Here is a 24,970-nt window from a genome sequence, read left to right as displayed (position 1 = left end):
CATGCAACGCGACGCGCTCCTGACCCAGGATGAGCTGGATTTCATCCAGACCATGCAACACAACCCGCAACTCAATGTGCGGGACGCGACGTCGAGCCTGCTCGTCAACGGTGGGTCGCAAATCCGTGACCTGCTCACCCGCCTGGCGGCCCATGAGCAGGTCACCATTCAAGCCAGCTTCGAAAACCAGCAAATGACCTTCCCCCTGCACTTGGTGGAAGACGAGTTCCATGCGCTGCATTTGCGCCTCGGCGTGCCCAGCATCTATGAAGACGGGCCGATGGTCCGGCCTTGGCGCCTGGTACTGGACGAACCGGTAGCGCTGGAAAACGCCAAGGGTCAACCCGGCACCCTGTGGGTACACGAAGTGTCGTGCAAAGGGGTTTTGCTGGAAGCTCGCAACAAGACCAAACCACCGAAGCATTTCGCCTTGTGGTTCAGCCCCTCAGGCTACGAGCGGATTGCCTTGCGCGGTACTTTCGAGAAAGAAAACGAACGGGGCTTCTACGCCTATCAACTGAGCCTGAGCGATACCGATGAAGCCGAGCGTCTGCGCCAGTTCATCCTGCAACAGCATCGTTTGACTCATCCCGCGCTGCATCTCTGAACGTCAAGTATCCAGAGTACCCGCCAGGAACTGCTTCAGACGCTGGCTCATGACCTCCCCTTCATTGCCCAGGCAACCGATCGATGACCCGGCCAGGCTTTCCTGTGCCAGGTCAGAAGCATCGCCGACCAACAACAATCGGCACTCCAGACTCATGGCCAGGCGATTCAGACGCCGCGGCAACTCGGGAGCCGGCACATGATTGGAAAACAGCACCAGAGCCAGGGGCTTGATCCTTTCACACATCAGCGCCAGTTCCTCGAATGGCTGGCCCATGTTCAGTACGCGAACGGCCAATGGCCCGGAACTCAGGAACAGGGCGGCGACCAAGAGTTCCAGTTCCCGGCAATTGCCATCCAGGGCACAGATGACCACGCGACGCGGCTGTTTTTCGCGCATCAACAACAGACGCTGCAACACCCGGGAACGCAAAAAACCATCCAGGAACAGCCACTCGCTGGTGCCGCCGAACTGGTCCTGGCGTTGCAACAACCGCTTCCAGACGGGCATCAGAATGCCCTGGAACACCACCGGCAGGGAGTAGCTGGAAAAGATTTGCCCGTAGAGTTCCTCCAGCCGAAGCTCGTCAAACCCGTTGACCGCAACATGAATCTGCTGCCGCCACTGCGCGTAATCGGCTTCCACGAGGTTGTTGGGGATGATATGCGACAACGCCTGAAGTGGCTCGGTCCTGGCCAGGATCTTGCCGACCCTGCTGACGGCAACCCCGCGCTCGATCCAGCCGAGAATGCTATGGACACGCTCAATATCGGACATCGAATACAGTCGATGCCCACTGTCGGTGCGTGTTGGAACAATCAGGCCATATCGTCGCTCCCAGGCTCGAAGCGTGACCGGGTTGACACCTGTCAGTCGCGCCACCTCGCGAATGGGAAAGAGATCTTCCTGTTCGAGAGCGACGGCCAGCGTGGAGCCTGAAGCGGCGACTGTAAATATGGGCATCCTGTTGAAACATCCTTGTATCGTCCAAGGCGTATTCTAACGCCCCTGCCCCGTAAAGTTTCCGTAAAAAATTCCATGCCGCGAACGAGCGAAAAACGTCGCAGACGTGATTGACTGAATCAGGAATAATCCTTGCTTGTTTCGAGTCGCAGCCCACCACCCCGGCGCTGTGCCTGGCGAAGTTCCTATCCGGAGCGACGCAAATGCCTTACGGAGATACACAATGTCTACCCCTCCCGTCACGCTGATGGTTGCGCGCCGCGTTGCCAATGGACGCTACCAGGACCTGATCGCCTGGCTGCGCGAAGGCGAACAACTGGCCACCGATTTTCCCGGTTATCTCGGCTCCGGTGTGCTTGCTCCGCCGCCCGGCGATGACGAATTCCAGATCATTTTCCGCTTCGCCAACGAGCAGACCCTGCACGCCTGGGAACATTCCGCTTCGCGCAGCGCCTGGCTCGGACGTGGCGGCGACCTGTTCGCCCACCCGACAGAACACCGGGTCAGCGGCATCGAGGGCTGGTTCGGTGCCGTCGGTCAACGCCCGCCACGCTGGAAACAGGCCGTGGCGATCTGGCTGGCGTTCTTTCCGGTCTCGCTGCTGTTCAACTTTGTGCTGGGGCCGCTGTTGAGTGACATGAGCCTGCTGCCGCGGGTGTTCATCAGCACCCTGTGCCTGACGCCGCTGATGGTTTACCTGTTCATTCCATTGTCGACCCGTTTGCTGGCCGGCTGGCTGAACAGCACGCCGACACGCCCATTGCCCGTCGAACCCACCGTCCAAAATCGCTGATGATCTCCTGTGGGAGCGGGCTTGCTCGCGAAGGTGGCGTATCAGTCAACACTTGTACTGTCTGACACCACGCTTTCGCGAGCAAGCCCGCTCCCACACAGGCCCGTTTTGCACAATAGGTAGAGCGCTCCCGTCGCTGGTATAGTTTTGCTCTCACCGCGATGCGAGCCGTTCATGACTTCTTCCGCAGCCCCTGTCCTCATTACCGGCGCCGGCCAGCGTGTCGGCCTGCACTGCGCCCGACGATTGCTGGAAGATGGCCATCGGGTGATTTTCAGCTACCGCAGCGAGCGTCCCGGCGTACAAGCCCTGCGCGACCTGGGGGCCACCGCGGTGTTCGCGGACTTCGCCAGCGAGGCCGGGATCTTCGCCTTCATCAACGAGTTGAAAACCCATACCGACAGCCTGCGGGCAATCGTCCACAATGCCTCCGAATGGCTGGCTGAAACACCGGACACCGACGCCGCGGCATTCACCCGCATGTTCAGCGTGCACATGCTGGCGCCCTACCTGATCAACCTGCATTGCGCCGACCTGCTGCATCGCTCGAGCCCCGCCGACATCGTGCACATCAGTGATGACGTGACCCGCAAGGGCAGCAGCAGGCACATCGGTTATTGCGCCAGCAAAGCCGGGCTCGACAGCCTGACCCTGTCCTTCGCCGCCCGGTACGCGCCGGCCATCAAGGTCAACGGGATCGCGCCGGCCCTGCTACTGTTCAACCCTGAAGACGACGCGGCCTACCGCGCCAAGGCGCTGGCCAAGTCCGCGCTGGGCATCGAACCCGGTTGTGAAGTTATCTACCAGAGCCTGCGCTATCTGCTCGACAACCCTTATGTCACCGGCACCACCCTGACCGTCAATGGCGGAAGGCACATCAAATAGTGTCCCGCGAGGATTTTCCATGACGTTATCCCTGCCCCAGAATTATCGAGAGATCCTCATCGGTCTCGGTGAAAACCCCGACCGCGAGGGTTTGCTCGATACGCCGACGCGTGCAGCCAAAGCCATGCAGTACCTTTGCCATGGCTATGAGCAAAGTGTCGAAGAGATCGTCAATGGCGCGCTGTTCGCCTCCGACAATGATGAAATGGTCATCGTCGACAACATCGAGCTGTACTCGCTATGCGAACACCACATACTGCCCTTCATCGGCAAGGCGCATGTGGCTTATATTCCAACCGGCAAGGTGCTGGGCCTGTCGAAGATCGCGCGGCTGGTGGACATGTTCGCCCGGCGCCTGCAAATCCAGGAAAACCTCACCCGGCAAATCGCCGACGCGGTGCAGCAAGTGACCGGCGCGGCAGGCGTCGCAGTGGTCATCGAGGCGCAGCACATGTGCATGATGATGCGCGGCGTCGAGAAACAGAATTCGACCATGAACACCTCGGTGATGCTCGGTGCCTTCCGCGAGTCGAGCAATACCCGCCAGGAGTTCCTGCAATTGATTGGACGGAGCAAGTAGCAATGCCACAACTTCAGCCAGGTATGGCACGCATCCGGGTCAAAGACCTGTGCCTGCGTACCTTCATCGGCATCAACGAGGATGAAATCCTCAACAAGCAGGATGTGCTGATCAACCTCACCATTCTGTACGCAGCCCAGGAAGCGGTACGGGACAACGACATCGATCACGCGTTGAACTACCGGACCATTACCAAGGCAATCATCGCCCATGTGGAAGGCAACCGCTTTGCGCTGCTCGAACGCCTGACCCAGGAAATTCTCGACCTGGTGATGGCCAACGCATCGGTGCTGTACGCCGAGGTCGAGGTCGACAAGCCCCACGCGCTGCGATTCGCCGAGTCGGTGTCGATAACACTCGCGGCAAGCCGCTGAGCTTCAAGCTTCAAGCCGCAAGCGGTAGACTTCAAGCCACCGCCATCCAACTTGCAGCTTCAAGCGTGCCGCTTGAAGCTGTCTCGCAGAGACCGCCATGACCGATCAACAACGCCTGGAACTCGAAGCCGCCGCCTTTCGTCGGCTGGTGGCCCACCTGGACAGCCGCAAGGATGTGCAGAACATCGACCTGATGAACCTCTCGGGCTTTTGCCGCAACTGCCTGTCCAAGTGGTACAAGGCCGCGGCCGACGACCGCCAGATCGAGGTCAGCCTCGACGAAGCCCGCGAAGTGGTTTACGGCATGCCGTACGCCGAATGGAAAGCCCAATATCAGCAAGAAGCCAGCGCCGACCAGCAAGCGGCGTTCGCCAAAGGAAAACCCAATGAGTGATTTGAACACCCTGCGCGCCAGCCTCAAGACCGGCGAACACGCCTTCGCCGACACCCTTGCGTTCATTGCCGCCGGTTACGACTACCAGCCTCAGGCCTTCAACAACGGTGGTGTGGAAAACGCGGCCGGGCAGAACGAAGGCTCGTGCAAGACCCTGGGCCTGGCGCAGCTCGAAGGCTTGAGCGATGAAGAAGCCCTGCTGGCGTTCGGCGAGCATTACCGCTCGGTGCTGGCGACGCCTGAAGGCAGCGATCACGGCAATATCCGCGCGTTGATTGCCCATGGTCTGGCCGGGGTGAAGTTCGCTCAACAGCCGCTGACACGCCGCTGATTTGATTTGTAGGAGCGAGCCCGCTCGCGATGGACTGAAGAACGCCACGGGGTGTCAGGCTCCCAGCGTCATCGTTCACCACCATCGCGAGCAAGCTCGCTCCTACAGGTTTTGCGTTCATGGCGCGCAATTGATCACAAGCACAACCCGACTTTTAAGATTGACCCGGCAACTTTATTTCGTTTGCCCCGTACCACCGCTCACGGCTTAGATAAAAAGAAGTCCTTCTTCTTCCGAGCCGGTCATTCATGCGCAGCGAAACCATCAGCCAGTCGATCAACATCGTTCACCCTGTCACGCTCAGCCACGGCAAGAATGCCGAGGTCTGGGACACCGATGGCAAACGCTACATCGACTTTGTCGGCGGCATCGGTGTGTTGAACCTCGGCCATTGCCATCCGCGCATCGTCGAAGCCATTCGCGAACAAGCCACCCGTCTGACCCACTACGCGTTCAACGCTGCGCCCCATGAGCCTTACCTCGAACTGATGGATTGCCTCAGCGCATTCATGCCTGTGGGTTACCCGGTCAGCGGCATGCTCACCAACAGCGGCGCGGAAGCGGCGGAAAACGCCCTGAAGATCGTCCGTGGCGCCACCGGCCGCAGCGCGGTCATCGCCTTCGACGGCGCTTTCCACGGCCGCACACTGGCCACCCTCAACCTCAATGGCAAAGTCGCGCCGTACAAACAAAAAGTCGGCGTGTTGCCGGGGCCGGTGTTTCACCTGCCCTTCCCCAGCCAGGACAACGGCGTCACCTGTGCCGAGGCCCTCAAAGCCATGGAGCGCCTGTTCAGCGTCGAGATCGATGTCGAAGACGTCGCCTGCTTTATCGTCGAACCGGTGCAGGGTGAAGCGGGTTTCCTGGCCATGGACGTCGAGTTCGCCCAGGCGCTGCGCAAGTTCTGCGACGACAAGGGCATTGTGCTGATCGCCGATGAAATCCAGTCCGGTTTCGGCCGTACCGGGGAGCGTTTCGCCTTCTCGCGGTTGGGCATCGAGCCCGATCTGATCCTGCTCGGCAAAAGCATCGCCGGCGGCGTGCCGCTGGGTGCGGTGGTCGGGCGCAAGTCGCTGCTCGACAATTTGCCCAAGGGCGGACTCGGTGGCACTTACTCCGGCAATCCCATCGCCTGTGCAGCGGCACTGGCAACCCTGGACGAAATGACCGATGCCAACCTGCATGCCTGGGGCACCCAACAGGAAGAAGCGATTGTCGGTCGCCACGCGACCTGGCGCGCGAACAACCTGACGCCGTACCTGGGACGCCTGACCGGCGTCGGCGCCATGCGTGGTATCGAGCTGATCAACGCCGATGGCTCGCCCGCACCGACACAATTGACCCAACTGCTGGCACTGGCGCGCGACGCCGGTTTGCTGCTGATGCCCAGCGGCAAGTCGCGGCACATCATTCGCTTGCTGGCGCCGCTGACCATCGAGGCGACGGTGCTTGAAGAAGGTTTGGATATCCTGGAGGCGTGCCTGAAGAAATTGGCCTGAACCTACGCCCCCCCTGTGGGAGCGGGCTTGCTCGCGAAAGCGTAGTGTCAGTCGACATAAAAACTGAATGACACACCGCATTCGCGAGCAAGCCCGCTCCCACATTGGAATGTGTTCGGCATTAAATCGCGGGCACAAAAAAACCGGCCGAAGCCGGTTTTTTCATTTCGACGAAAACAGAATCAAGCGTTCTGCAGATTGTCGAGGTAACGCTCGGCATCCAGTGCCGCCATGCAACCTGCGCCAGCAGAGGTGATGGCCTGACGGTACACGTGGTCAGCCACGTCACCAGCGGCGAAGATACCTTCGAGGCTGGTGGCAGTGGCGTTGCCGTCACGGCCGCCCTGCACAACCAGGTAGCCGTCTTTGAGGGTCAACTGGCCTTCGAACAGCGAAGTGTTCGGGGTGTGGCCGATGGCGATGAACACGCCGTCGACTTTCACTTCGTCGAAGCTGCCGTCGTTGTTCTTCAGGCGGGCACCGGTCACGCCCATGTTGTCGCCCAGCACTTCGTCCAGGGTCGCGTTCAGCTTCAGCTCGATCTTGCCTTCGGCGACACGGGCGTTCAGCTTGTCGATCAGGATCTTCTCGGCGCGGAAGGTTTCACGACGGTGGATCAGGGTGACTTTGCTGGCGATGTTGGCCAGGTACAGGGCTTCCTCAACAGCGGTGTTGCCGCCGCCGACCACGGCCACCGGCTTGTTGCGATAGAAGAAACCGTCGCAGGTCGCACAGGCCGAAACGCCTTTGCCCATGAAGGTTTCTTCCGATGGCAGGCCCAGGTAACGAGCGCTGGCGCCGGTGGCGATGATCAGGGCGTCACAGGTGTAAGTCGCGCTGTCGCCGGTCAGGGTGTATGGCTTGGCGGCGAAGTCGACGGCATTGATGTGATCGAAAACGATCTCGGTTTCAAAGCGCTCGGCGTGCTCGCGCATCCGCTCCATCAGTGCCGGGCCGGTCAGGCCGTGGACGTCGCCCGGCCAGTTGTCGACTTCGGTGGTGGTGGTCAGTTGACCGCCGGCCTGCATGCCGGTGATCAGCAGTGGCTTGAGGTTGGCACGGGCGGCATAGACCGCAGCGCTGTAACCGGCAGGGCCGGAACCGAGAATAATCACTCGCGAATGACGGACTTCAGACATGACCTGCTCCTGTTGACCGGCCCGGAATACCTGGCACGGAACGCCGGATTGCCGGCTGGAATAAAAAAGAACGGTTGAAAGCACTTGGGGAAGGCTTGACCCGACCGTCCTGTAAAAAGATTGGGTGCAGCGTATCGAGGGGGCGAAGATTAAGGAAATACGGTTTAACAATCCAGCTCATAGGTGGTCTCTATGGCATCTGACCGACGATATCGACGTCTTTGTTACAGTGAATGTCGATACCGCCACCGCGCTTTCGTCTGCGAAGCAAAGCCGGTAAGGTCGGCGCGTTTTCCCTCTGCTCGGAGCACTTTATGCCCGCCCCTGTACTGTCCGGCCCGCAATACCTGCGCGAAGGCCTCAAGCTGGTGTTGAGCCCCAGCCTGCGTTTGTTTGTGCTGTTGCCGTTGGCAATCAACCTGGTGCTGTTCGTCGGATTGATCTACCTGGCCAGCCATCAATTCAGCCTGTGGGTCGACACCTTGATGCCATCGCTGCCCGACTGGCTGAGTTTTCTCAGCTACATCCTCTGGCCATTGTTCGTGGTGCTGGTGGTGTTGATGGTGTTCTTCTCCTTCACCATGCTCGCCAACGTCATTGCCGCGCCGTTCAACGGCTTCCTCGCGGAGAAAGTCGAAGTGGTGGTGCGCGGCACCGACGACTTCCCGGCCTTCAGTTGGGGCGAGTTGATCGCCATGATTCCGCGTACCCTGGCCCGGGAAATGCGCAAGCTCGGCTATTTTCTGCCCCGGGCGATCGGGCTGTTCATCCTCTCGTTCATCCCGGTGGTGAACATCATCGCCGCGCCGCTGTGGCTGTTGTTCGGGGTGTGGATGATGGCGATCCAGTACATCGACTACCCGGCGGACAACCACAAGCTGGGCTGGAACGAGATGCTCGCCTGGCTGCGCGAGAAGCGCTGGCAGAGCATGAGCTTCGGCGGCAGCGTGTACCTGGTGCTGCTGATCCCGGTGGTGAACATCCTGATGATGCCGGCGGCCGTGGCCGGGGCGACGCTGTTCTGGGTGCGTGAGCGCGGGGCAGAAAACCTGGTGACCCAGCGCTGAGTCACAAATCCATCATCCCGACGTCACACTGACGACATGGCCCCAGCCGACACTGGGGTCATGACGACAGCTCTGCATATCACCCTGATCACCGAAACCTTTCCACCGGAAATCAACGGCGTGGCCAATACCCTTGGTCGCTTGTGCGACGGTTTGCGCGCGCGCGGGCATCAAGTGGAGCTGGTGCGGCCGCGTCAGGGCTGCGACCAGCAACTGGGCAGCGACGATGAATTGCTGCTGTGCCGCGGCTGGCCACTGCCGGGCTATCCCGGCCTGCAATGGGGTCAGTCGTCGATGCACAAGCTGCTGCGGCGCTGGACGCGTCACCGCCCGGATGTGCTCTACATCGCCACCGAGGGCCCGCTGGGTCTCTCTGCGTTGCGTGCGGCACGGCGACTGGGAATTTCCGTGGTCAGCGGTTTCCACACCAATTTCCAACAGTACTCCAACCAGTACGGGCTTGGTTTGCTCACGCGCCTGCTGACTCACTACCTGCGCTGGTTCCACAACCGCTCGACCATGACCCTGGTGCCCAGCGTCAGCCAACGCATGGAACTGGAGCGGCGGCATTTCGAGCGCCTGGCGTTGCTGTCCCGTGGGGTCGACAGCGAATTGTTTCACCCGGCCAAACGCTTGAATGCCCTGCGCGAGCAATGGGGGCTGGCCGAGGCAGACATCGCCGTCATACATGTCGGACGCCTGGCCCCGGAAAAAAACCTTGGCCTGCTCAAGCGCACCTTCAATACCCTCAAGGCGAGTTATCCCCAGCGCACGCTGAAACTGATCGTGGTCGGCGATGGCCCGCAGCGCCAGGAACTGGAAAACGAAATGCCCGAGGCGATTTTCTGCGGCACCCAACGGGGTGAAGCCCTGGCGTGTCATTACGCGTCGGGCGACGTGTTTCTGTTCCCCAGTCTGACCGAAACCTTTGGCAATGTGGTGCTTGAAGCACTTGCCTCCGGGCTCGGCGTGGTGGCCTACGACCAGGCGGCGGCCGCCCAGCATATTCGTCATGGCTACAACGGCGTATTGGCGATGCCGGGGGATGAAGAAGCGTTCTGCGATGCAGCGGCATGGCTGCTGGAGGAAAGGGAAGCCTTGCGCAATGTCAGGCTCAATGCGCGCCAGCATGCCAGTCGCCAGGGTTGGGCGACGATTATCGAGCAGTTCGAGGGACAGTTGCGCGGGGCCTGTGCCGGGGAGATGGTGGTGCCGAATGCGCCGACTGTTCCCTGATTTTGCAGTGCTCTTTAGTCAGTCTTCGCGAGCAAGCCCGCTCCCACAGGTGACCGAGTTATCTCAGAGAGATGAGGTCAAATGTGGGAGCGGGCTTGCTCGCGAAAGCATCAGTCCAGTCGCCGCTTAAACCAGCGTCATCAACGCCTCACGGCTGAACGGCAGAATGTCTTCCTCGCGGCCGTCACGCACTTTCTGCGCCCAGTCCGGGTCCACCAGCAAGGCACGACCGACCGCCACCAGGTCGAACTCATCGTTGTTCAGGCGCTCCAGCAGTTTTTCCAGGCTGGCAGGCTGCGCGACTTTGTCGGTATTGACCATGAACTGCAGGAACTCGCCGTCCAGGCCGACGCTGCCCACGGTGATGGTCGGCTTGCCGGTGAGTTGGCGGGTCCAGCCAGCCAGGTTCAGCTCGGAACCGTCGAACTCCGGCTCCCAGAAGCGGCGGGTCGAACAGTGGAAAATGTCCACGCCCGCGTCGGCCAACGGCTTGAGGAACTCGCCCAAGGCTTCAGGGGTTTGCACCAGACGTGCGGTGTAGTCCTGCTGCTTCCACTGGGAGAAACGGAAGATGATCGGGAAACCTTCACCGACCGCGGCACGCACGGCCTGAATCAATTCAATGGCGAAGCGCGAACGGTTGGCCAGGCTGCCGCCGTATTCGTCGGTACGCTGGTTGCTGCCTTCCCAGAAGAACTGGTCCACCAGATAACCGTGGGCACCGTGGATTTCCACGCCGTCCATACCGATGCTCTGGGCATCCCTGGCAGCCTGGGCGAACGCGGCGATCACGTCCTGGATATCCTGTTTGGTCATGCCGTGAACCACGACCTGGCCTTCCTTCACTTTTTCAGACGGACCATAACCCGGCACGCTGGCGTCCGGCTCGGTGCCGATACGACGTACGCTGCCCACGTGCCACAACTGCGGAACAATCTTGCCGCCTTCGGCGTGAACGGCGTCGACGACTTTCTTCCAGCCGGCCAGGGCTGCTTCACCATAGAAATGCGGAACGTTCGGGTAGCCGTTGGAAGCCTTGTGACCGACGGTGGTGCCTTCGGTGATGATCAGGCCGACGCCGGCTGCGGCGCGGCGACGGTAGTATTCGATCACTTTGGAATTAGGCACGCCGCCTGGGGAAAAGGAGCGGGTCATCGGCGCCATGACGACGCGGGTCGGCAGTTCGAGGGTGCCGAGGTGGAACGGTTTGAACAGGGCTTTGACGGGCATGGGACGCTCCACAGAAATGACTTTATGACGGCGATAATATGGAGGTTCGCGCGTACTGAACAGCACTATTGATTTGGGTGATGTAGGAGCGAGCTTGCTCGCGATGGTGGTCAACGATAACGCTGGCGGCCCGATGCCCCGCGGTGTTCCTACAACCATCGCGAGCGAGCTCGCTCCTACAGGGGGGATATCAGCTCAGCGCTTTTTCAATCGCGTGAACGATGGTCGGATCATCCGGCGCCGTACGTGGCGAGAACCGAGCCAGTACACGACCGTCCTTGCCCAGCAGGAACTTCTCGAAGTTCCAGGTGATGTCGCCGGGAAATTCCGCGCCCTCTCCCGCCAACAGGCGATACAACTGATGACGCTCATGCCCGTTGACTTCCAGCTTGCTGGACAACGGAAAGGTCACGCCATAGTTGAGGCTGCAGAAATCCTTGATTTCCTGCTCGGTCCCCGGTTCCTGCCCGGCAAACTGGTTGCACGGCAAGCCCAGGACGCTGAAGCCCTTGGCCTTGAATTGCTGATAGAGGTTTTCCAGCGCCGCGTACTGCGGGGTCAGGCCGCATTTGGAGGCGACGTTGACCACCAGTACGACTTGGCCTTTGAAAGGCGCCAGAGGTAGCTCCTGTCCATCCAGGGCTGTCAATTTAAGGTCGTGAAAAGCACTCATGGCGTACTCCAGATTCCCGTGTTCTTCTCGAAACAGCCACTTGGCGGTGTCATCAGGGACGGCCGCAGACTAAAAAGGCGCCCACAAGGCGCCTCTCCAGTTATCTGAGCTTAGCGCAGAAATCAGTGGTGATGGCCACCTTCGCCATGGACGTGACCATGAGCGATTTCTTCCTGGCTGGCGTCACGGATGGCAACGATCTTGACCTGGAAATTCAGGCGCTGACCGGCCAACGGGTGGTTGCCGTCAACGGTGACGTCGTCGCCGTCCAGATCACGGATGGTCACGATCTGCATCTGGCCGTCCGGAGCGGAAGCGTGGAACTGCATGCCCACTTCCAGCTCGTCGACGCCTTCGAACATGCTGCGGCTCAGGGTGCTGACCAGTTCGGCGGCGTATTCGCCGTAAGCGTCTTCCGGTTCAACGGCTACGGTCAGCTCGTCGCCGACAGCCTTGCCTTCCAGAGCCTTTTCCAGGCCCGGGATGATGTTGCCTGCACCTTGCAGGTAGACCAGCGGCGCGCCGCCGGCGGAGCTGTCGATGACCTCACCAGCGTCGTTGGTCAGGGTATAGTCGATGGAGACAGCCTTATTGGCGGCGATCAGCATGGGGCGAGACCTTTTGCATAGGAAAATTGAAAGGCCAAGTTTAGCGAAGCAATCGTCCGAAAGCGAACACAACCCGGACAGACGGGATTCGACGATCACAGGCTTCCATCAGGACGAGGACGGACACTGGGTGGCCGAGCTTTCCTGCGGCCACACCCAGCACCTGCGGCACCAGCCCCCCTGGCAATCCCGCGCCTGGGTCATGGACCCTGTGCAACGCCTTGAAAAAATAGGCCAGCCCTTTGCTTGCGGTTGGTGCGCACAGGGCTCGGTTAGCGATAACCTTGGCGACTGAATTTCGGTAGATCGTCAGATATAGATGATCACCTTTGCCATGCTCCTTCAGAGAATCCGCATGCAAACTTTTTTTATCGCACCCACCGATTTTGGTGTGGGTCTGACCTCCATCAGCCTCGGGCTGGTGCGCACCCTTGAGCGGGCCGGGCTCAAGGTCGGTTTTTTCAAACCGATTGCCCAGCCGCATCCGGGCGACACGGGCCCGGAACGCTCCACCGAACTGGTGGCGCGTACCCACGGCTTGAAACCGCCGCAGCCTCTGGGCCTGGCCCATGTCGAGCGCATGCTCGGCGACGGCCAGCTCGATGAGTTGCTCGAAGAAATCATCACCCTTTATCAGCAGGCTGCCATCGGCAAGGACGTGCTGATCGTCGAAGGCATGGTGCCGACCCGCAGCGCCAGTTATGCCGCGCGGGTCAACCTGCACCTGGCCAAGAGCCTCGATGCCGAGGTGATCCTGGTCTCGGCACCGGAAAACGAAGTGCTGATCGAGCTCTCCGGTCGCGTCGAGTTGCAGGCGCAGTTGTTCGGCGGCCCGAAAGACCCGAAAGTCCTCGGTGTGATCCTCAACAAGGTCAAGACCGAAGAAAGCATGGAGGCCTTCGCCACGCGCCTGAAAGAGCATTCGCCGTTGCTGCGCAGCGGTGATTTCCGCTTGCTCGGCTGCATTCCGTTCCAGCCGGAACTGAACGCCCCGCGCACCCGCGACGTCGCCGACCTGATGGGCGCGCAAGTGCTCAACGCCGGTGATTACGAAACCCGGCGCATGACCAAGATCATCATTTGCGCCCGCACCATGCGCAACACCGTGGAGTTGCTCAAGCCCGGCGTGCTGGTGGTGACCCCCGGCGACCGCGACGACATCATCCTCGCCGTCAGCCTCGCGGCCTTGAACGGCGTGCCGCTCGCCGGCCTGCTGCTGACCAGCGACACCCTGCCCGACCCACGCATCATGGACCTGTGCCGTGGCGCCCTGCAGGCTGGTTTGCCGGTGCTGTCGGTGAGTACCGGCTCCTACGACACCGCCAACCTGCTCAATGGCCTGAACAAGGAAATCCCCATCGATGACCGCGAGCGCGCCGAGATCATCACCGATTTCATCGCCGGCCATCTCGATGCCAACTGGCTGCACCAGCGCTGCGGTACGCCACGGGAAATGCGCCTGTCGCCAGCGGTTTTCCGCTATCAATTGATCCAGCGCGCCCAGGCGGCCAACAAGCGCATCGTACTGCCCGAAGGCAGCGAGCCGCTGACCGTGCAGGCCGCCGCGATCTGCCAGGCCCGTGGCATCGCTCGCTGTGTGTTGCTGGCCAAGCCCGAGGACGTGCAGGCCGTCGCCCGTGCCCAGGGCATCGAGTTGCCACCGGGCCTGGAAATCATTGATCCGGACTCGATCCGCGAACGCTATGTCGAGCCGATGGTCGCGCTGCGCAAAAGCAAAAGCCTCAATGCGCCAATGGCCGAGCAACAACTGGAAGACACCGTGGTGATCGGCACCATGATGCTGGCCCTGGATGAAGTCGACGGCCTCGTATCGGGCGTGATCAACACCACCGCCAACACCATCCGCCCGGCCCTGCAGCTGATTAAAACCGCGCCAGGCTGCACCCTGGTGTCGTCGGTGTTCTTCATGCTGTTTCCGGAAGAGGTTCTGGTCTACGGCGACTGCGTGATGAACCCGCACCCGAGCGCCAGTGAACTGGCCGAGATCGCCCTGCAAAGCGCTGATTCGGCCGCCGCGTTCGGCATCACGCCACGGGTGGCGATGATCAGCTACTCCAGCGGCGAGTCGGCCAGCGGTGAAGAAGTAGAGAAGGTCCGCGAGGCAACCCTGCTCGCCCACGAACAACAGCACTCGCTGCTGATCGACGGCCCCTTGCAGTACGACGCCGCCGCCAACGAAAGCGTGGCCCGGCAACTGGCGCCGAACAGTCAGGTGGCCGGTCGTGCCACGGTTTACGTATTCCCCGACCTCAACACCGGCAATACCACGCACAAGGCCGTACAGCGCAGCGCCGACTGCGTCAGCCTCGGGCCGATGCTGCAAGGCCTGCGCAAACCGGTGAACGATTTGCCGCGCGGCGCGCAGGTCGATGACATCGTCTACACCATCGCCCTGACCGCGATTCAAGCCGCCAACCGACCTATGGATGTGTAAATGCTGGATTTCTTACCTGCTGCGCTGCGGGGCGTGATCGCCTCGCTGCTGTTGGCATTGAACACGATTCTGCTCTGCTCGTTCCTGTTCTGCGTGGCACTCGTCAAGGTATTGCCGTTCGCCCTCACCCAGCGCCTCGCGGGCTGGCTGATGAGCCATACCCACGAAGCCTGGATCAGCATCAACAAAGGCTGGATGAACCTGGTGCGCCGCACACGCTGGCACGTCAGCGGCCTGCAAGGCCTCGACTATCAGCATTCGTACCTGATCACCAGCAACCACCAGAGCTGGGTCGACATCCTGGTGCTGCAATACGTGCTAAACCGGCGCATTCAGCCGCTGAAGTTCTTTCTCAAGCAGGAGCTGATCTGGGTTCCGGTGATCGGTCTGGCCTGGTGGGCGCTGGGCTTTCCGTTCATGAAGCGTTACTCCAAGGCCTATCTGGAAAAGCACCCGGAGAAGAAAGGCAAGGACCTGGAAACCACCCGTAAGACCTGTGCGAAATTCCGCGACAACCCGGTGGGCATTTTCAACTTCGTCGAAGGCACGCGCTTCACCGAGGGCAAGCACAAGCAACAGCAGTCACCCTTCAAGTACCTGCTCAAGGCCAAGGCCGGCGGCATTGCCTTTGTGCTGGATGCGATGGGTGAGCAGCTTGAATCCCTCGTCAACGTGACCATCCACTACCCCGCCGGGCGCCCGGGTTTCTGGGATTTGCTGTGCGGGAACGTTGCGGACGTGGTGGTGCACTTTGAAGAGCTGAAGATCCCGCCGCAGTTCATCGGCAAGAACTATGACCAGGATGGTGAGTACCGCCTGCAGTTTCAGGGCTGGATCAATCAGTTGTGGCAGGACAAGGATGCGTTGCTGGACCAGATGCACCACGAATTCCCAGACCGCCGCTGAACCAATGTGGGAGCGGGCTTGCTCGCGAATACGGACTGACATTTAACATGGATGCTGACTGATCCACCGCTTTCGCGAGCAAGCCCGCTCCCACATTTGAATATCACAGGGCACAAAAAACCGCCGAAGATTACTCATCGGCGGGTTTCTCATTTCAGGCTAAGGCTTAGATTGCGCCACATTTGCGCAGCAACTCCAGCACTTGATTAACGCCTACTTCCAGCGACACCGGCCGGACCGTTATTGCACCTCAGCTTCACGAAGTCAGACTGACGATTACCCACACGCAGGCGCTATCTTAAATTCAGCCTGACTCTGGCCTAGCTCTTAAGAGTGTCAAATAGCTCGTTAATTTGTATTAAGCATCGGAGGTCAAAAATGAGGAGCAGAAAATCTAAATATGCGAGCCGCTACACATAACCATCACTTCCTCCTGTACAGCAACCATACTCATCACCGCTGTCATCAGAGCCGTCATTAATGTCAAGTGGCCCGATAGTTACAACTGGGATAATATCAGGAAGGGGAGCCGGCAAAACAGGAGATACTGGTATATACGCCCCTCCACCGCCAATATTTTCATCGAAAACAGGTACCGCTGAGGGCTGTAGCTCTCCGGTTTCAGATATCCAATTACAGGAAAGCATCTGATTGCCGTAGACACCCCTCAAGGTGTTTTTATGGACAATTTTCATATCGGGTGCACATACATAGTCAAGGTAGTTCTCCAACCCTTTATCGCTGAAGAAATTTTTGGCATTTGTCGCAATAGCACCAAGCACTTCTGAGTTATAAATCGAATATATACCGGTGCCGATAGCTACAATACTTAACGTAGCAACAACCGAAAATGGCGCAGCTAGCAAAACAGCCATAGTTGCAATCACCCCCGCAACATTACCAACCAGACTGATAACGTCACCCGCCTTGATTTCGCTCCCCTCTCTGAAGTCGATCCCGATTTTTAGAAAAGTTATCGTACCGGCAACTATATTGGCCGGCATATTTACAATCGGAACATAAGGACCTGCTAATTTCGTCACCGAGGTAACACTCGCTATCACAGCTCCGGTTTGCACCGACTGATTCAACAACACCATCCCAGTTCCGTTGACTAAAAATTGATCTGATACTGCAGTCGCCCCCGAGCCAATAGTTACACCATCATTGACGACAGCTACAAATATTTCAGCTTTCCCGGCCATATATTACTCCTTGATCACAGTTTTGAACGCAAGCGTCATCCTTACCTGATCACACTTTACTGAAGGCGATCTCGCCGCATGTGGAACTCGCCCGTCAAAAATCACCACACGCCGCGATTTTGGAAGTACAGATTTAATAATATTTTCTTTTTTGTCATCGTAGAATACGAGTTCACCTCCCCAGGACGTTGGCCAGTGTTCATTACAGAATACGATCACTGTCATCCCTGGATGCGTCTTGTTATCCCGATGTATAATTGTGTCCTGTCCAAATGTTTGCCCATTTGCATAAACACCTAACAACGTGACTTTGAAATCATGTAATGTTGATAACCTTTCCCAGAACCCGACAAGAAAACGCCAAGATTCACTTCCATCTAACTCGTCTAAACATGATTTCCGATCCGGCCGACCTTTACCTGCAATAAAAACATGCCAACAAGGTCTAACAAATGGAAGCTCCTCATAATTTGGCCAGTTGTATCTCCAAACTGCGCCCTTGAGTTGAACATTTATGCACTCCTCTTCCCCTTGAGTTAAGAAATCGTCAATTACAAATATCTCATCAGCAATCTTATTTATTTTCACGAGCAATCCTTTTCGCTGTACACCTATTCCAAATACCGGTCAAAAAAATAATATAAAGGAAATATAATGACGAAATAAACATCAAAGAAAGCATAAAATAATTATCAACATTGACAGAACTGGCCCAGCGCAATATGTCTTGACGACTTATCAACAACCCATAATTATCATCATATACTCCCCAAACAAATTTTTTACTTTGATCAGAATCTACCGCCACCCACAGCTTTCGTGGCTTATCAAAATCCGTATACATAACATCACGATTCGAAGCCTCAATGACATATTTGTAAGCAGCGTCATCAGCTCCAACCCTCAGATACAAAAAAGATGTTGTCTTTGAAGCTTGCGAAAGCCCCCTATATACAAAAGCATCTTTCATAACTAATTTATCAGGAACCGAAGGAACATCTATCAATCTACTATAAATATAAAGAGAAAAAACAAGGTACAACAACAAAACAATTACACAAAAAACGATCTCAAAAACACTAGAAACATAACCAGCTGGAACTGGAAAAAATTTATTTCGCACACCTTGACCCTCGAGCGCAAGCTTATTTTTTAAGCAACAACCGATTCCCTTACAGTTGCTTGACTTGATACAAGTTGCGAAAAAACACATCTACCTGTTGCAAACACTATTCTCATTTACAAAACAATAAAACCTCATAATTTCCGACTTTCTTGTAGTCCATTTCCGATCAAGGGTTCTGGCTATTCCTTCTGACTTTAGATTTTCAGAGGCGTCCTGATTCTGGGTTCTGCTATGTGGATACGTGAAAGACGCGGTGGTGCATTTTCAGCAGCTGAACATTCCGCCGCAGTTCATCGGCAAGAACTATGACCAGGACGGCGAATACCGCCTGCAGTTTCAGGGCTGGATCAATCAGTTGTGGCTGGACAAGGATGCGTTGCTGGACCAGATGCACCACGAATTCCCAGGCAAACACTAATCCCCTGTGGGAGCGAGCTTGCTCGCGATTTCGGACTGACATTCAACATTGATGTCGACTGATCCGCCGCTATCGCGAGCAAGCTCGCTCCCACAGGTTTAGTGTTTGTTTTGACTGATTACCAGACATAAAAAAACCCGCCGATGATCACTCATCGGCGGGTTTTTCATTTCCGGCTAAGGCTTAGATCGCGCCACGCTCACGCAGCAGCCCCAGCACTTGCTTGACGCCTTCCTCCAGCGATACGGACTGGGTGTCGATCACCAGGTCGGCATCCAGCGGCACGTCGTACGGGAAGGATTCGCCCGGAATGTTATCCCCAGCCGCCGCGTACAGGCCTTGCGGATCACGCTCGGCGCAGACCGTTGGCGAAGCCTGGACGTAGACCGTCAGCAGACGCTCCTTGCCGATCAGTTCCCGGGCCTGTTCGCGCCCTTCGGCACTAGGGGCAACGAACGCAGCGAGGGTCAGCAGGCCAGCCTCGTTGAACTGACGCGCCACGTGCGCGGCACGACGCCAGTTCTCGGTACGCCCGGCGCGATCCTGTGGCAGACCTTTGTTCAGGTCGTGACGCAGGTTCTGGCCATCGAGTACGAACACCGCGCGCCCCAGGTCGAACAGCTTGCGTTCAACCGCATACGCCAGTGTGCTTTTGCCTGCGCCCGACAAGCCGCTGAACAACACGGTGGCCGGTTGCTGGCCGAAGCGCTGTGCGCGTTCTTCGGTGGCAACGTGGGCCAGTTTGCCGTGGTGCGTGCTGGTGCCATGGGCCAATGGCTGGGCGACGATCATGCCCGCGCCAACGGTGCCGTTGGTCAAACGGTCGATGATGATGAACGCGCCGGTCGTGCGGTTGCTGTCGTAACCGTCGAGGGCAATCGGCGCGTCGAGCGCGATCTTGACCTTGCCGATTTCGTTCAGCTGCAACGCGCTGGCCGGACCTTCTTCCAGGGTGTTCACGTCGACCTTGTTGACGATGCTGGCGATGGAGCCCGGCACGTAACTGGTGGCGCGTTTGATGTCGTACTTCTTGCCCGGCAGCATCGGTTCCTCAGCCATCCACACCAGCATCGCTTCGAAGCTGTCGGTGACTGGTGGCACGTTGTCGGCATGCACCAACAGGTCGCCACGGGAAATATCGATTTCGTCTTCCATGGTCAGCGTTACAGCCTGACCAGGACCTGCGTGCTCCAGCTCACCTTCGAAGGTGACGATGGATTTCACGCGGCTGCTCTTGCCCGACGGCAGGACCACGACTTCGTCGCCTTTCTTGACGATGCCGCTGGCCAGGGTGCCGGCGAAGCCACGGAAGTTCAGGTTCGGACGGTTGACGTACTGCACCGGGAAACGCAGGTCGGTGAAGTTGCGATCACCCGCCACTTCCACGGTCTCGAGGATCTCCATCAGCGACTGGCCGGTGTACCACGGCGAGCGCTCGGACTTGTTCACCACGTTGTCGCCTTTCAGCGCAGACATCGGCACGAAGTGCATCGTGGTGGGCTTCATCTTCAAGCCTTCGGCGAACTGCAGGTAGTCGGCCTTGATCGACTCGAACACACCCTGGTCGAAGTCCTTGAGGTCCATCTTGTTGATGGCCACGACTATGTGCTTGATGCCCAGCAACGAGGCGATGAAGCTGTGGCGACGGGTCTGGGTCTGCACGCCGTAACGGGCGTCGACCAGGATGATCGCCAGGTCACAGGTGGAGGCACCGGTGGCCATGTTGCGGGTGTACTGCTCGTGGCCTGGGGTGTCGGCGATGATGAATTTGCGCTTGGCGGTGGAGAAGTAGCGGTACGCGACATCGATGGTGATGCCTTGTTCACGCTCGGCCTGCAGGCCGTCGACCAGCAGCGCCAGGTCGATGTCTTCGCCGGTGGTGCCGACTTTTTTCGAATCGCGGGTAATGGCTTCCAGGTGATCTTCGTAGATCATCTTGGAGTCGTGCAGCAGGCGCCCGATCAGGGTGCTCTTGCCGTCGTCGACGTTACCGCAGGTCAGAAAGCGCAGCAGCTCTTTACGTTCGTGCTGGCCCAGGTAGGCGAGGATGTCCTCGCTGATCAAATCAGATGCGTGCGACATGACAACCCCTTAGAAATAACCCTGACGTTTTTTGTCTTCCATCGAGCCTGCGCCATCGTGGTCGATGACACGGCCCTGGCGCTCGGAAGTTCGCGTCAGGAGCATTTCCTGAATGATGTCCGTGAGGCTTTCGGCCTCGGACTCCACCGCGCCCGTCAACGGGTAGCAACCAAGGGTACGGAAACGCACTTTCTTTTTGACGATGCGCGCTTTGTCTTCGTCGCTCAGGTGTTCGAGGATGCGCTCGTCGTCGATCATGATCAGCGTGCCGTTCTTCTCGATGACTTCACGCTCGGCGGCGAAGTACAGCGGAACGATCGGGATGCCTTCAAGGTAGATGTACTGCCAGATGTCCAGCTCGGTCCAGTTCGACAGCGGGAAGACGCGGATCGACTCGCCCTTGTTGACCTTGCCGTTGTAGACGTTCCACAGCTCGGGGCGCTGGTTTTTCGGATCCCAGCGGTGCTTGCTGTCGCGGAACGAGTACACGCGCTCTTTGGCGCGGGATTTCTCTTCATCGCGACGGGCGCCGCCGAATGCTGCGTCGAAACCATACTTGTCGAGTGCCTGTTTGAGGCCCTCGGTCTTCATGATGTCGGTGTGCTTGGCGCTGCCGTGGGTGAACGGATTGATGTCCTGCGCCACGCCGTCCGGGTTGACGTGGGTGATCAGGTCGAGGCCCAGCTCGGCGACCATCTTGTCGCGGAAGCTGTACATCTCCTTGAATTTCCAGCGAGTGTCGACGTGCATCACCGGAAACGGCAGCTTGCCCGGGAAGAACGCCTTGCGTGCCAGATGCAGCATCACGGCGGAGTCTTTACCGATGGAGTACAGCATCACCGGGTTATCGAACTCGGCGGCCACCTCGCGGATGATGTGGATGCTTTCCGCCTCCAGCTGTTTCAGATGCGTCAGTTTGTCGACCATGGCTACTCACGAAAACTTTCTTATGAACGGCCACCGGGCCGTGTTCGAGCGGGGATCCTAGCACAGCGCCCCCTTCTAATCAGGACGCCAACTAGATCGAAAGAGCATATGAATATGCCTGCCCGTTTGGGCAGAACGGCGCTCTGTAGGAGCGAGCCTGCTCGCGATGGTCGTCAACGATAACGCTGGGAGCCTGACACCCCGCGGTGTTCTCGGGTACATCGCGAGCAAGGCTCGCTCCTACAGGGATAGCGTTTCGTCAGATCGGATTCGGGCAATCGATAAAGATGTGCTCCAGCGCAAACCGACGGGCCAGATAATCCCCCAGCGCCTGAACGCCGTAGCGCTCGGTCGCATGGTGACCGGCGGCGATGAAGCTGATGTCGTTTTCCCTGGCGCTGTGGAAGGTTTGCTCGGAAGCCTCACCGCTGAGGTACAGATCGACACCCGCCAGAATGGCTTGATCGATGTAACCCTGGCCACCACCGGTGCACCAGCCGACGCGGCGGATCATGGCGCTGCCTTCGATCAACAGTGGCTCACGCCCCATCACTTCCTGGACGCGACGGGCGAAATCCCGGGGCATCATTGGCTCGTTCAGCGAGCCGACCAGGCCGACAATCTTCAGGTTGTCCGGATCCAGCGGTCCTTCGACGGTGATGTCGAGCTGTCGCGCGAGCTGCGCGTTATTACCGACGTCCGGGTGCAGGTCCAGCGGCAGGTGATAGGACAACAGGCTGATATCGTGCTTGAGCAGGGTCTTCAAGCGACGCTGCTTCATGCCGGTGATGCACGGGTTTTCACCCTTCCAGAAGTAGCCATGATGCACCAGCACCAGGTCTGCGTTGGCCTCAACGGCCGCATCGAGCAGGGCCTGGCTGGCGGTGACGCCACTGACAATGCGCATCACTTGTGGCCGCCCCTCGACCTGCAGGCCGTTGGGGCAATAATCGGCGGTTTTTGCGCTGTTGAGGTAGCGGTCGGCTTCTTCGACCAGGGTGCTCAGGGCGACGGCCATAAAAGACTCCTAAATATCCCGTTCAGAGGCGCGCGCGGCCTCGTATAATGCGCGTCATTATGAGCGGTCTCAGACCGCCTGCAACTCTCTCAGGAACTGCTTAATGCTCAAGGCGCTGCGTTTTTCCGGCTGGCCGCTGTTGGCCGGCGTGCTTGTCGCTCTTTTGATAATCCAGCGTTACCCGCAGTGGGTCGGGCTCCCGAGCCTCGACGTCAATCTGCAACAAGCGCCGCAAACCACCAGCATGCAGCAGGGTCCGGTGTCTTATGCCGAAGCGGTATCCACCGCCGCGCCATCGGTGGTGAACCTGTACACCACCAAAGTCATCAACAAACCCAACCATCCGCTGTTCGAAGATCCGCAGTTTCGTCGCTTCTTCGGCGATAACTCGCCCAAGCAGAAACGCATGGAGTCGAGCCTCGGTTCCGGCGTGATCATGAGCCCGGAAGGCTACATCCTGACCAACAACCACGTGACCAGCGGTGCCGACCAGATCGTGGTGGCGCTCAAGGACGGCCGGGAAACCCTGGCGCGAGTGATCGGCAGCGACCCGGAGACTGACCTCGCGGTTCTGAAAATCGACTTGAAAAACTTGCCGGCGATCACCGTGGGGCGTTCCGACAACATCCGCATCGGCGATGTCGCGCTGGCCATCGGCAACCCGTTCGGCGTCGGCCAGACCGTAACCATGGGCATCATCAGCGCCACCGGGCGCAATCAATTGGGCCTGAACAACTACGAAGACTTCATCCAGACAGATGCGGCGATCAACCCGGGCAACTCAGGCGGTGCGCTGGTGGATGCCATCGGCAACCTGACCGGTATCAACACGGCGATCTTTTCCAAGTCCGGGGGCTCCCAGGGCATTGGGTTCGCAATCCCCGTGAAGCTGGCGATGGAAGTGATGAAGTCGATCATCGAGCACGGCCAGGTGATTCGTGGCTGGCTGGGTATCGAGGTGCAGCCGCTGACCCAGGAACTGGCCGAGTCGTTCGGCTTGTCCGGTCGCCCAGGCATTGTCGTGGCGGGAATTTTCCGCGATGGCCCGGCACAGAAGGCCGGTCTGCAACTGGGTGATGTGATTCTTGCCATCGATGGCGAACCGGCCGGTGATGGCCGTCGCTCGATGAATCAGGTAGCGCGGATCAAGCCGACCGACAAGGTCGCGATCGAGGTGATGCGCAACGGCAAGGAGCTCAAGCTGATGGCTGAAATCGGCCTGCGTCCGCCGCCGGCTCCGATCAAGGAAAAAGAAGAAGAGTAAGCGGACAACCCAAAAACCTGTGGGAGCGAGCTTGCTCCGGGCGGCGCTCCGACGATGAGGCAATAACATTCAACATACTCGTTGACTGTAAATCCGCTATCGCGAGCAAGCTCGCTCCCACAGGTTCGGGGGTTGGTTTAGAGATCGCCTAAACCGTCGATCAGCGCCTGATTCTGCTCTGGCGTGCCAATGGAGATCCGCAGGAACTGGGCAATCCGCTCCTGCTTGAAGTGCCGAACGATCACGCCTTGCTCGCGCAGCTTCGCCGCAAGCCCCGCCGCATCGTGCCGGGGGTGACGGGCAAAAATGAAGTTCGCCGCCGATGGCAGCACTTCAAAACCCTTCTCCTCCAGCTGTGCAACGACCTTCTCGCGATTCTCGATCACCAACCGGCAGGTCTTGTCGAAATACTCGCGATCCTCGAACGCGGCGGCAGCGCCGACATTCGCCATGCGATCCAGCGGATAGGAGTTGAAGCTGTTCTTGATCCGCTCCAGCGCCTCGATCAGGTCCGGATGGCCGACCGCCAATCCAACCCGCAGACCCGCCAGGGAACGGGACTTGGACAGGGTCTGGGTCACCAGCAGGTTCGGATAACGGTCCACCAGGGTGATTGCCGTCTCGCCACCGAAGTCGATGTAGGCCTCGTCGACCACCACCACCGAATCCGGACTTGCCTTGAGAATCTGCTCCACCGCTTCCAGCGCCAACAGGCAGCCAGTCGGCGCGTTCGGGTTGGGGAAGATGATCCCGCCGTTCGGCCTGGCATAGTCCGCCGGGTTGATCTGGAACTGCTCGTCCAGCGGCACCGCGTCGAACTTGATGCCATACAAACCGCAGTAGACCGGGTAGAAGCTGTAGCTGATGTCCGGGAACAACAGCGGCTGATCGTGCTGCAGCAAACCGTGGAAGATGTGCGCCAGCACTTCATCGGAACCGTTGCCGAGGAACACTTGATTGCTTTGCACACCGTAGTACCTGGCGACCGCGTTCTTCAGCAGATCGCTGTTCGGGTCCGGGTACAGACGCAGGTTGTCGTTCAGTTCGGTTTGCATCGCGGCCAAGGCTTTGGGCGATGGACCGTACGGATTTTCATTGGTGTTGAGCTTCACCAGTTTTGCCAGCTTCGGCTGCTCGCCCGGGACGTAAGGCACCAGATTCTTGACGAACGGGCTCCAGAATTTACTCAT

The 24,970-nt window shown here is 58.7% G+C and carries 26 protein-coding genes and 2 pseudogenes; 15 read left to right on the top strand and 13 right to left on the bottom strand.

Going from position 1 to position 24,970, the window contains the following annotated elements; genetic code table 11:
* The first annotated feature begins 1 nt into the window (after window position 1).
* Window positions 2-607: a hypothetical protein gene (locus PspS34_RS04215; RefSeq protein WP_154861606.1), complete on the top strand. Its 606-nt coding sequence runs from the start codon at window positions 2-4 to the stop codon at window positions 605-607.
* A gap of 3 nt (window positions 608-610) precedes the next feature.
* On the opposite strand, the gene PspS34_RS04210 is transcribed toward PspS34_RS04215, so the two are convergent.
* The gene (locus tag PspS34_RS04210; protein WP_154861605.1) at window positions 611-1,570 is read right to left on the bottom strand and encodes a MerR family transcriptional regulator; all 960 of its coding nucleotides are present in this window, start codon (window positions 1,568-1,570) and stop codon (window positions 611-613) included.
* Between the two features lie 223 nt (window positions 1,571-1,793).
* Between PspS34_RS04210 and PspS34_RS04205 the strand changes: the two genes are divergently transcribed.
* From PspS34_RS04205 to PspS34_RS04180, 6 genes are all read left to right on the top strand, one after another.
* Window positions 1,794-2,363: an antibiotic biosynthesis monooxygenase gene (locus tag PspS34_RS04205; RefSeq protein WP_150812793.1), complete on the top strand. Its 570-nt coding sequence runs from the start codon at window positions 1,794-1,796 to the stop codon at window positions 2,361-2,363.
* Window positions 2,364-2,537: 174 nt separating this feature from the next.
* Window positions 2,538-3,248, top strand: a complete 711-nt coding sequence (gene folM, locus PspS34_RS04200; protein ID WP_154861603.1) for a dihydromonapterin reductase — start codon at window positions 2,538-2,540, stop codon at window positions 3,246-3,248.
* A gap of 19 nt (window positions 3,249-3,267) precedes the next feature.
* Complete coding sequence (folE, locus tag PspS34_RS04195) at window positions 3,268-3,828, top strand: GTP cyclohydrolase I FolE (RefSeq protein ID WP_008046221.1); 561 nt, start codon at window positions 3,268-3,270, stop codon at window positions 3,826-3,828.
* A 2-nt stretch (window positions 3,829-3,830) separates the two neighbouring features.
* Window positions 3,831-4,202, top strand: coding sequence for a dihydroneopterin triphosphate 2'-epimerase (gene folX, locus PspS34_RS04190; protein ID WP_007970304.1), 372 nt, complete (start codon window positions 3,831-3,833; stop codon window positions 4,200-4,202).
* Between the two features lie 97 nt (window positions 4,203-4,299).
* Window positions 4,300-4,596 (top strand): DUF1244 domain-containing protein, encoded by a 297-nt coding sequence (locus PspS34_RS04185; protein ID WP_046040093.1) that lies wholly within the window; start codon window positions 4,300-4,302, stop codon window positions 4,594-4,596.
* A complete protein-coding gene (locus PspS34_RS04180; protein ID WP_150812796.1) occupies window positions 4,589-4,927 on the top strand; it encodes a HopJ type III effector protein in 339 nt (112 codons plus the stop codon). The genes PspS34_RS04185 and PspS34_RS04180 overlap by 8 nt, the downstream gene beginning before the upstream one ends.
* 7 nt (window positions 4,928-4,934) lie before the next feature.
* Here the strand turns inward: PspS34_RS04180 and PspS34_RS28435 are convergent.
* Window positions 4,935-5,048: pseudogene (locus PspS34_RS28435) on the bottom strand (outer membrane lipoprotein carrier protein LolA); the annotation flags it as partial.
* Between the two features lie 127 nt (window positions 5,049-5,175).
* Here PspS34_RS28435 and PspS34_RS04175 point away from each other — a divergent pair.
* Window positions 5,176-6,426 (top strand): aspartate aminotransferase family protein, encoded by a 1,251-nt coding sequence (locus PspS34_RS04175; RefSeq protein ID WP_154861602.1) that lies wholly within the window; start codon window positions 5,176-5,178, stop codon window positions 6,424-6,426.
* A gap of 182 nt (window positions 6,427-6,608) precedes the next feature.
* Here the strand turns inward: PspS34_RS04175 and trxB are convergent, their stop codons facing one another.
* The gene (trxB, locus tag PspS34_RS04170; protein WP_057716403.1) at window positions 6,609-7,565 is read right to left on the bottom strand and encodes a thioredoxin-disulfide reductase; all 957 of its coding nucleotides are present in this window, start codon (window positions 7,563-7,565) and stop codon (window positions 6,609-6,611) included.
* Between the two features lie 314 nt (window positions 7,566-7,879).
* Between trxB and cysZ the strand changes: the two genes are divergently transcribed.
* Together cysZ and PspS34_RS04160 are read left to right on the top strand one after the other, a co-directional pair.
* Entirely contained in the window at window positions 7,880-8,632 is a 753-nt protein-coding gene (gene cysZ, locus PspS34_RS04165) for a sulfate transporter CysZ (protein WP_102669099.1), read from the top strand.
* 36 nt (window positions 8,633-8,668) lie between these two features.
* Window positions 8,669-9,868: a glycosyltransferase family 1 protein gene (locus tag PspS34_RS04160; protein WP_154861600.1), complete on the top strand. Its 1,200-nt coding sequence runs from the start codon at window positions 8,669-8,671 to the stop codon at window positions 9,866-9,868.
* A gap of 126 nt (window positions 9,869-9,994) precedes the next feature.
* On the opposite strand, the gene PspS34_RS04155 is transcribed toward PspS34_RS04160, so the two are convergent.
* From PspS34_RS04155 to PspS34_RS04145, 3 genes are all read right to left on the bottom strand, one after another.
* Window positions 9,995-11,098, bottom strand: coding sequence for an NADH:flavin oxidoreductase (locus PspS34_RS04155; RefSeq protein ID WP_154861598.1), 1,104 nt, complete (start codon window positions 11,096-11,098; stop codon window positions 9,995-9,997).
* Window positions 11,099-11,288: 190 nt separating this feature from the next.
* On the bottom strand, window positions 11,289-11,771 hold the full coding sequence (locus PspS34_RS04150; protein WP_056728393.1) for a glutathione peroxidase: 483 nt from the start codon (window positions 11,769-11,771) through the stop codon (window positions 11,289-11,291).
* 122 nt (window positions 11,772-11,893) lie between these two features.
* A complete protein-coding gene (locus PspS34_RS04145) occupies window positions 11,894-12,379 on the bottom strand; it encodes a peptidylprolyl isomerase (RefSeq protein ID WP_007942189.1) in 486 nt (161 codons plus the stop codon).
* Here PspS34_RS04145 and PspS34_RS04140 point away from each other — a divergent pair.
* From PspS34_RS04140 to PspS34_RS04130, 3 genes are read left to right on the top strand one after another with little or no spacing between them, the layout of a single operon-like run.
* Window positions 12,348-12,674: a DUF3565 domain-containing protein gene (locus PspS34_RS04140; protein ID WP_057716672.1), complete on the top strand. Its 327-nt coding sequence runs from the start codon at window positions 12,348-12,350 to the stop codon at window positions 12,672-12,674. The genes PspS34_RS04145 and PspS34_RS04140 overlap by 32 nt on opposite strands.
* Window positions 12,675-12,734: 60 nt before the next feature.
* Window positions 12,735-14,834 carry a phosphate acetyltransferase gene (pta, locus tag PspS34_RS04135; protein WP_154861596.1) on the top strand — a complete coding sequence of 700 codons (2,100 nt, stop codon included), beginning with the start codon at window positions 12,735-12,737 and terminating at the stop codon, window positions 14,832-14,834.
* Window positions 14,835-15,740, top strand: a complete 906-nt coding sequence (locus PspS34_RS04130) for an acyltransferase (RefSeq protein ID WP_150812802.1) — start codon at window positions 14,835-14,837, stop codon at window positions 15,738-15,740.
* Window positions 15,741-16,150: 410 nt separating this feature from the next.
* Here PspS34_RS04130 and PspS34_RS04125 read toward each other — a convergent pair whose 3' ends face one another.
* Genes PspS34_RS04125 through PspS34_RS04115 form a run of 3 tightly spaced genes read right to left on the bottom strand, consistent with a single transcriptional unit; the run spans window position 16,151 to window position 18,068 of the window.
* Window positions 16,151-16,945 (bottom strand): hypothetical protein, encoded by a 795-nt coding sequence (locus PspS34_RS04125; RefSeq protein ID WP_154861594.1) that lies wholly within the window; start codon window positions 16,943-16,945, stop codon window positions 16,151-16,153.
* A gap of 3 nt (window positions 16,946-16,948) precedes the next feature.
* Window positions 16,949-17,533: a 2OG-Fe(II) oxygenase gene (locus PspS34_RS04120; protein ID WP_154861593.1), complete on the bottom strand. Its 585-nt coding sequence runs from the start codon at window positions 17,531-17,533 to the stop codon at window positions 16,949-16,951.
* A complete protein-coding gene (locus PspS34_RS04115; RefSeq protein WP_154861591.1) occupies window positions 17,520-18,068 on the bottom strand; it encodes a hypothetical protein in 549 nt (182 codons plus the stop codon). Before PspS34_RS04115 ends, PspS34_RS04120 begins: the two co-directional genes overlap by 14 nt.
* A 220-nt stretch (window positions 18,069-18,288) precedes the next feature.
* On the opposite strand from PspS34_RS04115, the pseudogene PspS34_RS04110 reads away from it, so the two are divergent.
* A pseudogene (locus PspS34_RS04110) lies at window positions 18,289-18,489 on the top strand (acyltransferase); the annotation flags it as partial.
* 183 nt (window positions 18,490-18,672) lie between these two features.
* On the opposite strand, the gene cysN reads toward PspS34_RS04110, so the two are convergent.
* The 3 genes from cysN to PspS34_RS04095 all read right to left on the bottom strand — a co-directional run bounded on the left by cysN (window position 18,673) and on the right by PspS34_RS04095 (window position 22,516).
* Window positions 18,673-20,571: a sulfate adenylyltransferase subunit CysN gene (gene cysN, locus PspS34_RS04105; protein ID WP_154861590.1), complete on the bottom strand. Its 1,899-nt coding sequence runs from the start codon at window positions 20,569-20,571 to the stop codon at window positions 18,673-18,675.
* Between the two features lie 9 nt (window positions 20,572-20,580).
* Entirely contained in the window at window positions 20,581-21,498 is a 918-nt protein-coding gene (gene cysD / locus PspS34_RS04100) for a sulfate adenylyltransferase subunit CysD (RefSeq protein ID WP_008046199.1), read from the bottom strand.
* 259 nt (window positions 21,499-21,757) lie between these two features.
* Window positions 21,758-22,516, bottom strand: a complete 759-nt coding sequence (locus PspS34_RS04095) for a Nif3-like dinuclear metal center hexameric protein (RefSeq protein WP_154861589.1) — start codon at window positions 22,514-22,516, stop codon at window positions 21,758-21,760.
* A gap of 103 nt (window positions 22,517-22,619) precedes the next feature.
* Between PspS34_RS04095 and algW the strand changes: the two genes are divergently transcribed.
* Window positions 22,620-23,780 (top strand): Do family serine endopeptidase AlgW, encoded by a 1,161-nt coding sequence (gene algW, locus PspS34_RS04090; protein ID WP_150812803.1) that lies wholly within the window; start codon window positions 22,620-22,622, stop codon window positions 23,778-23,780.
* Between the two features lie 137 nt (window positions 23,781-23,917).
* Here algW and hisC read toward each other — a convergent pair whose 3' ends face one another.
* Window positions 23,918-24,970 (bottom strand): histidinol-phosphate transaminase, encoded by a 1,053-nt coding sequence (hisC, locus tag PspS34_RS04085; RefSeq protein ID WP_154861588.1) that lies wholly within the window; start codon window positions 24,968-24,970, stop codon window positions 23,918-23,920.

Origin of the sequence: Pseudomonas sp. S34 (assembly GCF_009866745.1) — a bacterium.
GTDB lineage: Bacteria > Pseudomonadota > Gammaproteobacteria > Pseudomonadales > Pseudomonadaceae > Aquipseudomonas > Aquipseudomonas jessenii.
Note: the sequence above shows the minus strand (reverse complement) of the source record. Positions and strands in the feature narration are given on the sequence as shown.

Bases quoted from the DNA above. Each gene is read 5' to 3' on its own strand.
- PspS34_RS04215 (WP_154861606.1), top strand. From the start codon at position 2: ATGCAACGCGACGCGCTCCTGACCCAGGATGAGCTGGATTTCATCCAG.
- PspS34_RS04210 (WP_154861605.1), bottom strand. From the start codon at position 1,570: ATGCCCATATTTACAGTCGCCGCTTCAGGCTCCACGCTGGCCGTCGCT.
- PspS34_RS04205 (WP_150812793.1), top strand. From the start codon at position 1,794: ATGTCTACCCCTCCCGTCACGCTGATGGTTGCGCGCCGCGTTGCCAAT.
- folM (WP_154861603.1), top strand. From the start codon at position 2,538: ATGACTTCTTCCGCAGCCCCTGTCCTCATTACCGGCGCCGGCCAGCGT.
- folE (WP_008046221.1), top strand. From the start codon at position 3,268: ATGACGTTATCCCTGCCCCAGAATTATCGAGAGATCCTCATCGGTCTC.
- folX (WP_007970304.1), top strand. From the start codon at position 3,831: ATGCCACAACTTCAGCCAGGTATGGCACGCATCCGGGTCAAAGACCTG.
- PspS34_RS04185 (WP_046040093.1), top strand. From the start codon at position 4,300: ATGACCGATCAACAACGCCTGGAACTCGAAGCCGCCGCCTTTCGTCGG.
- PspS34_RS04180 (WP_150812796.1), top strand. From the start codon at position 4,589: ATGAGTGATTTGAACACCCTGCGCGCCAGCCTCAAGACCGGCGAACAC.
- PspS34_RS04175 (WP_154861602.1), top strand. From the start codon at position 5,176: ATGCGCAGCGAAACCATCAGCCAGTCGATCAACATCGTTCACCCTGTC.
- trxB (WP_057716403.1), bottom strand. From the start codon at position 7,565: ATGTCTGAAGTCCGTCATTCGCGAGTGATTATTCTCGGTTCCGGCCCT.
- cysZ (WP_102669099.1), top strand. From the start codon at position 7,880: ATGCCCGCCCCTGTACTGTCCGGCCCGCAATACCTGCGCGAAGGCCTC.
- PspS34_RS04160 (WP_154861600.1), top strand. From the start codon at position 8,669: ATGGCCCCAGCCGACACTGGGGTCATGACGACAGCTCTGCATATCACC.
- PspS34_RS04155 (WP_154861598.1), bottom strand. From the start codon at position 11,098: ATGCCCGTCAAAGCCCTGTTCAAACCGTTCCACCTCGGCACCCTCGAA.
- PspS34_RS04150 (WP_056728393.1), bottom strand. From the start codon at position 11,771: ATGAGTGCTTTTCACGACCTTAAATTGACAGCCCTGGATGGACAGGAG.
- PspS34_RS04140 (WP_057716672.1), top strand. From the start codon at position 12,348: ATGGAGACAGCCTTATTGGCGGCGATCAGCATGGGGCGAGACCTTTTG.
- PspS34_RS04145 (WP_007942189.1), bottom strand. From the start codon at position 12,379: ATGCTGATCGCCGCCAATAAGGCTGTCTCCATCGACTATACCCTGACC.
- pta (WP_154861596.1), top strand. From the start codon at position 12,735: ATGCAAACTTTTTTTATCGCACCCACCGATTTTGGTGTGGGTCTGACC.
- PspS34_RS04130 (WP_150812802.1), top strand. From the start codon at position 14,835: ATGCTGGATTTCTTACCTGCTGCGCTGCGGGGCGTGATCGCCTCGCTG.
- PspS34_RS04125 (WP_154861594.1), bottom strand. From the start codon at position 16,945: ATGGCCGGGAAAGCTGAAATATTTGTAGCTGTCGTCAATGATGGTGTA.
- cysN (WP_154861590.1), bottom strand. From the start codon at position 20,571: ATGTCGCACGCATCTGATTTGATCAGCGAGGACATCCTCGCCTACCTG.
- cysD (WP_008046199.1), bottom strand. From the start codon at position 21,498: ATGGTCGACAAACTGACGCATCTGAAACAGCTGGAGGCGGAAAGCATC.
- PspS34_RS04095 (WP_154861589.1), bottom strand. From the start codon at position 22,516: ATGGCCGTCGCCCTGAGCACCCTGGTCGAAGAAGCCGACCGCTACCTC.
- algW (WP_150812803.1), top strand. From the start codon at position 22,620: ATGCTCAAGGCGCTGCGTTTTTCCGGCTGGCCGCTGTTGGCCGGCGTG.
- hisC (WP_154861588.1), bottom strand. From the start codon at position 24,970: ATGAGTAAATTCTGGAGCCCGTTCGTCAAGAATCTGGTGCCTTACGTC.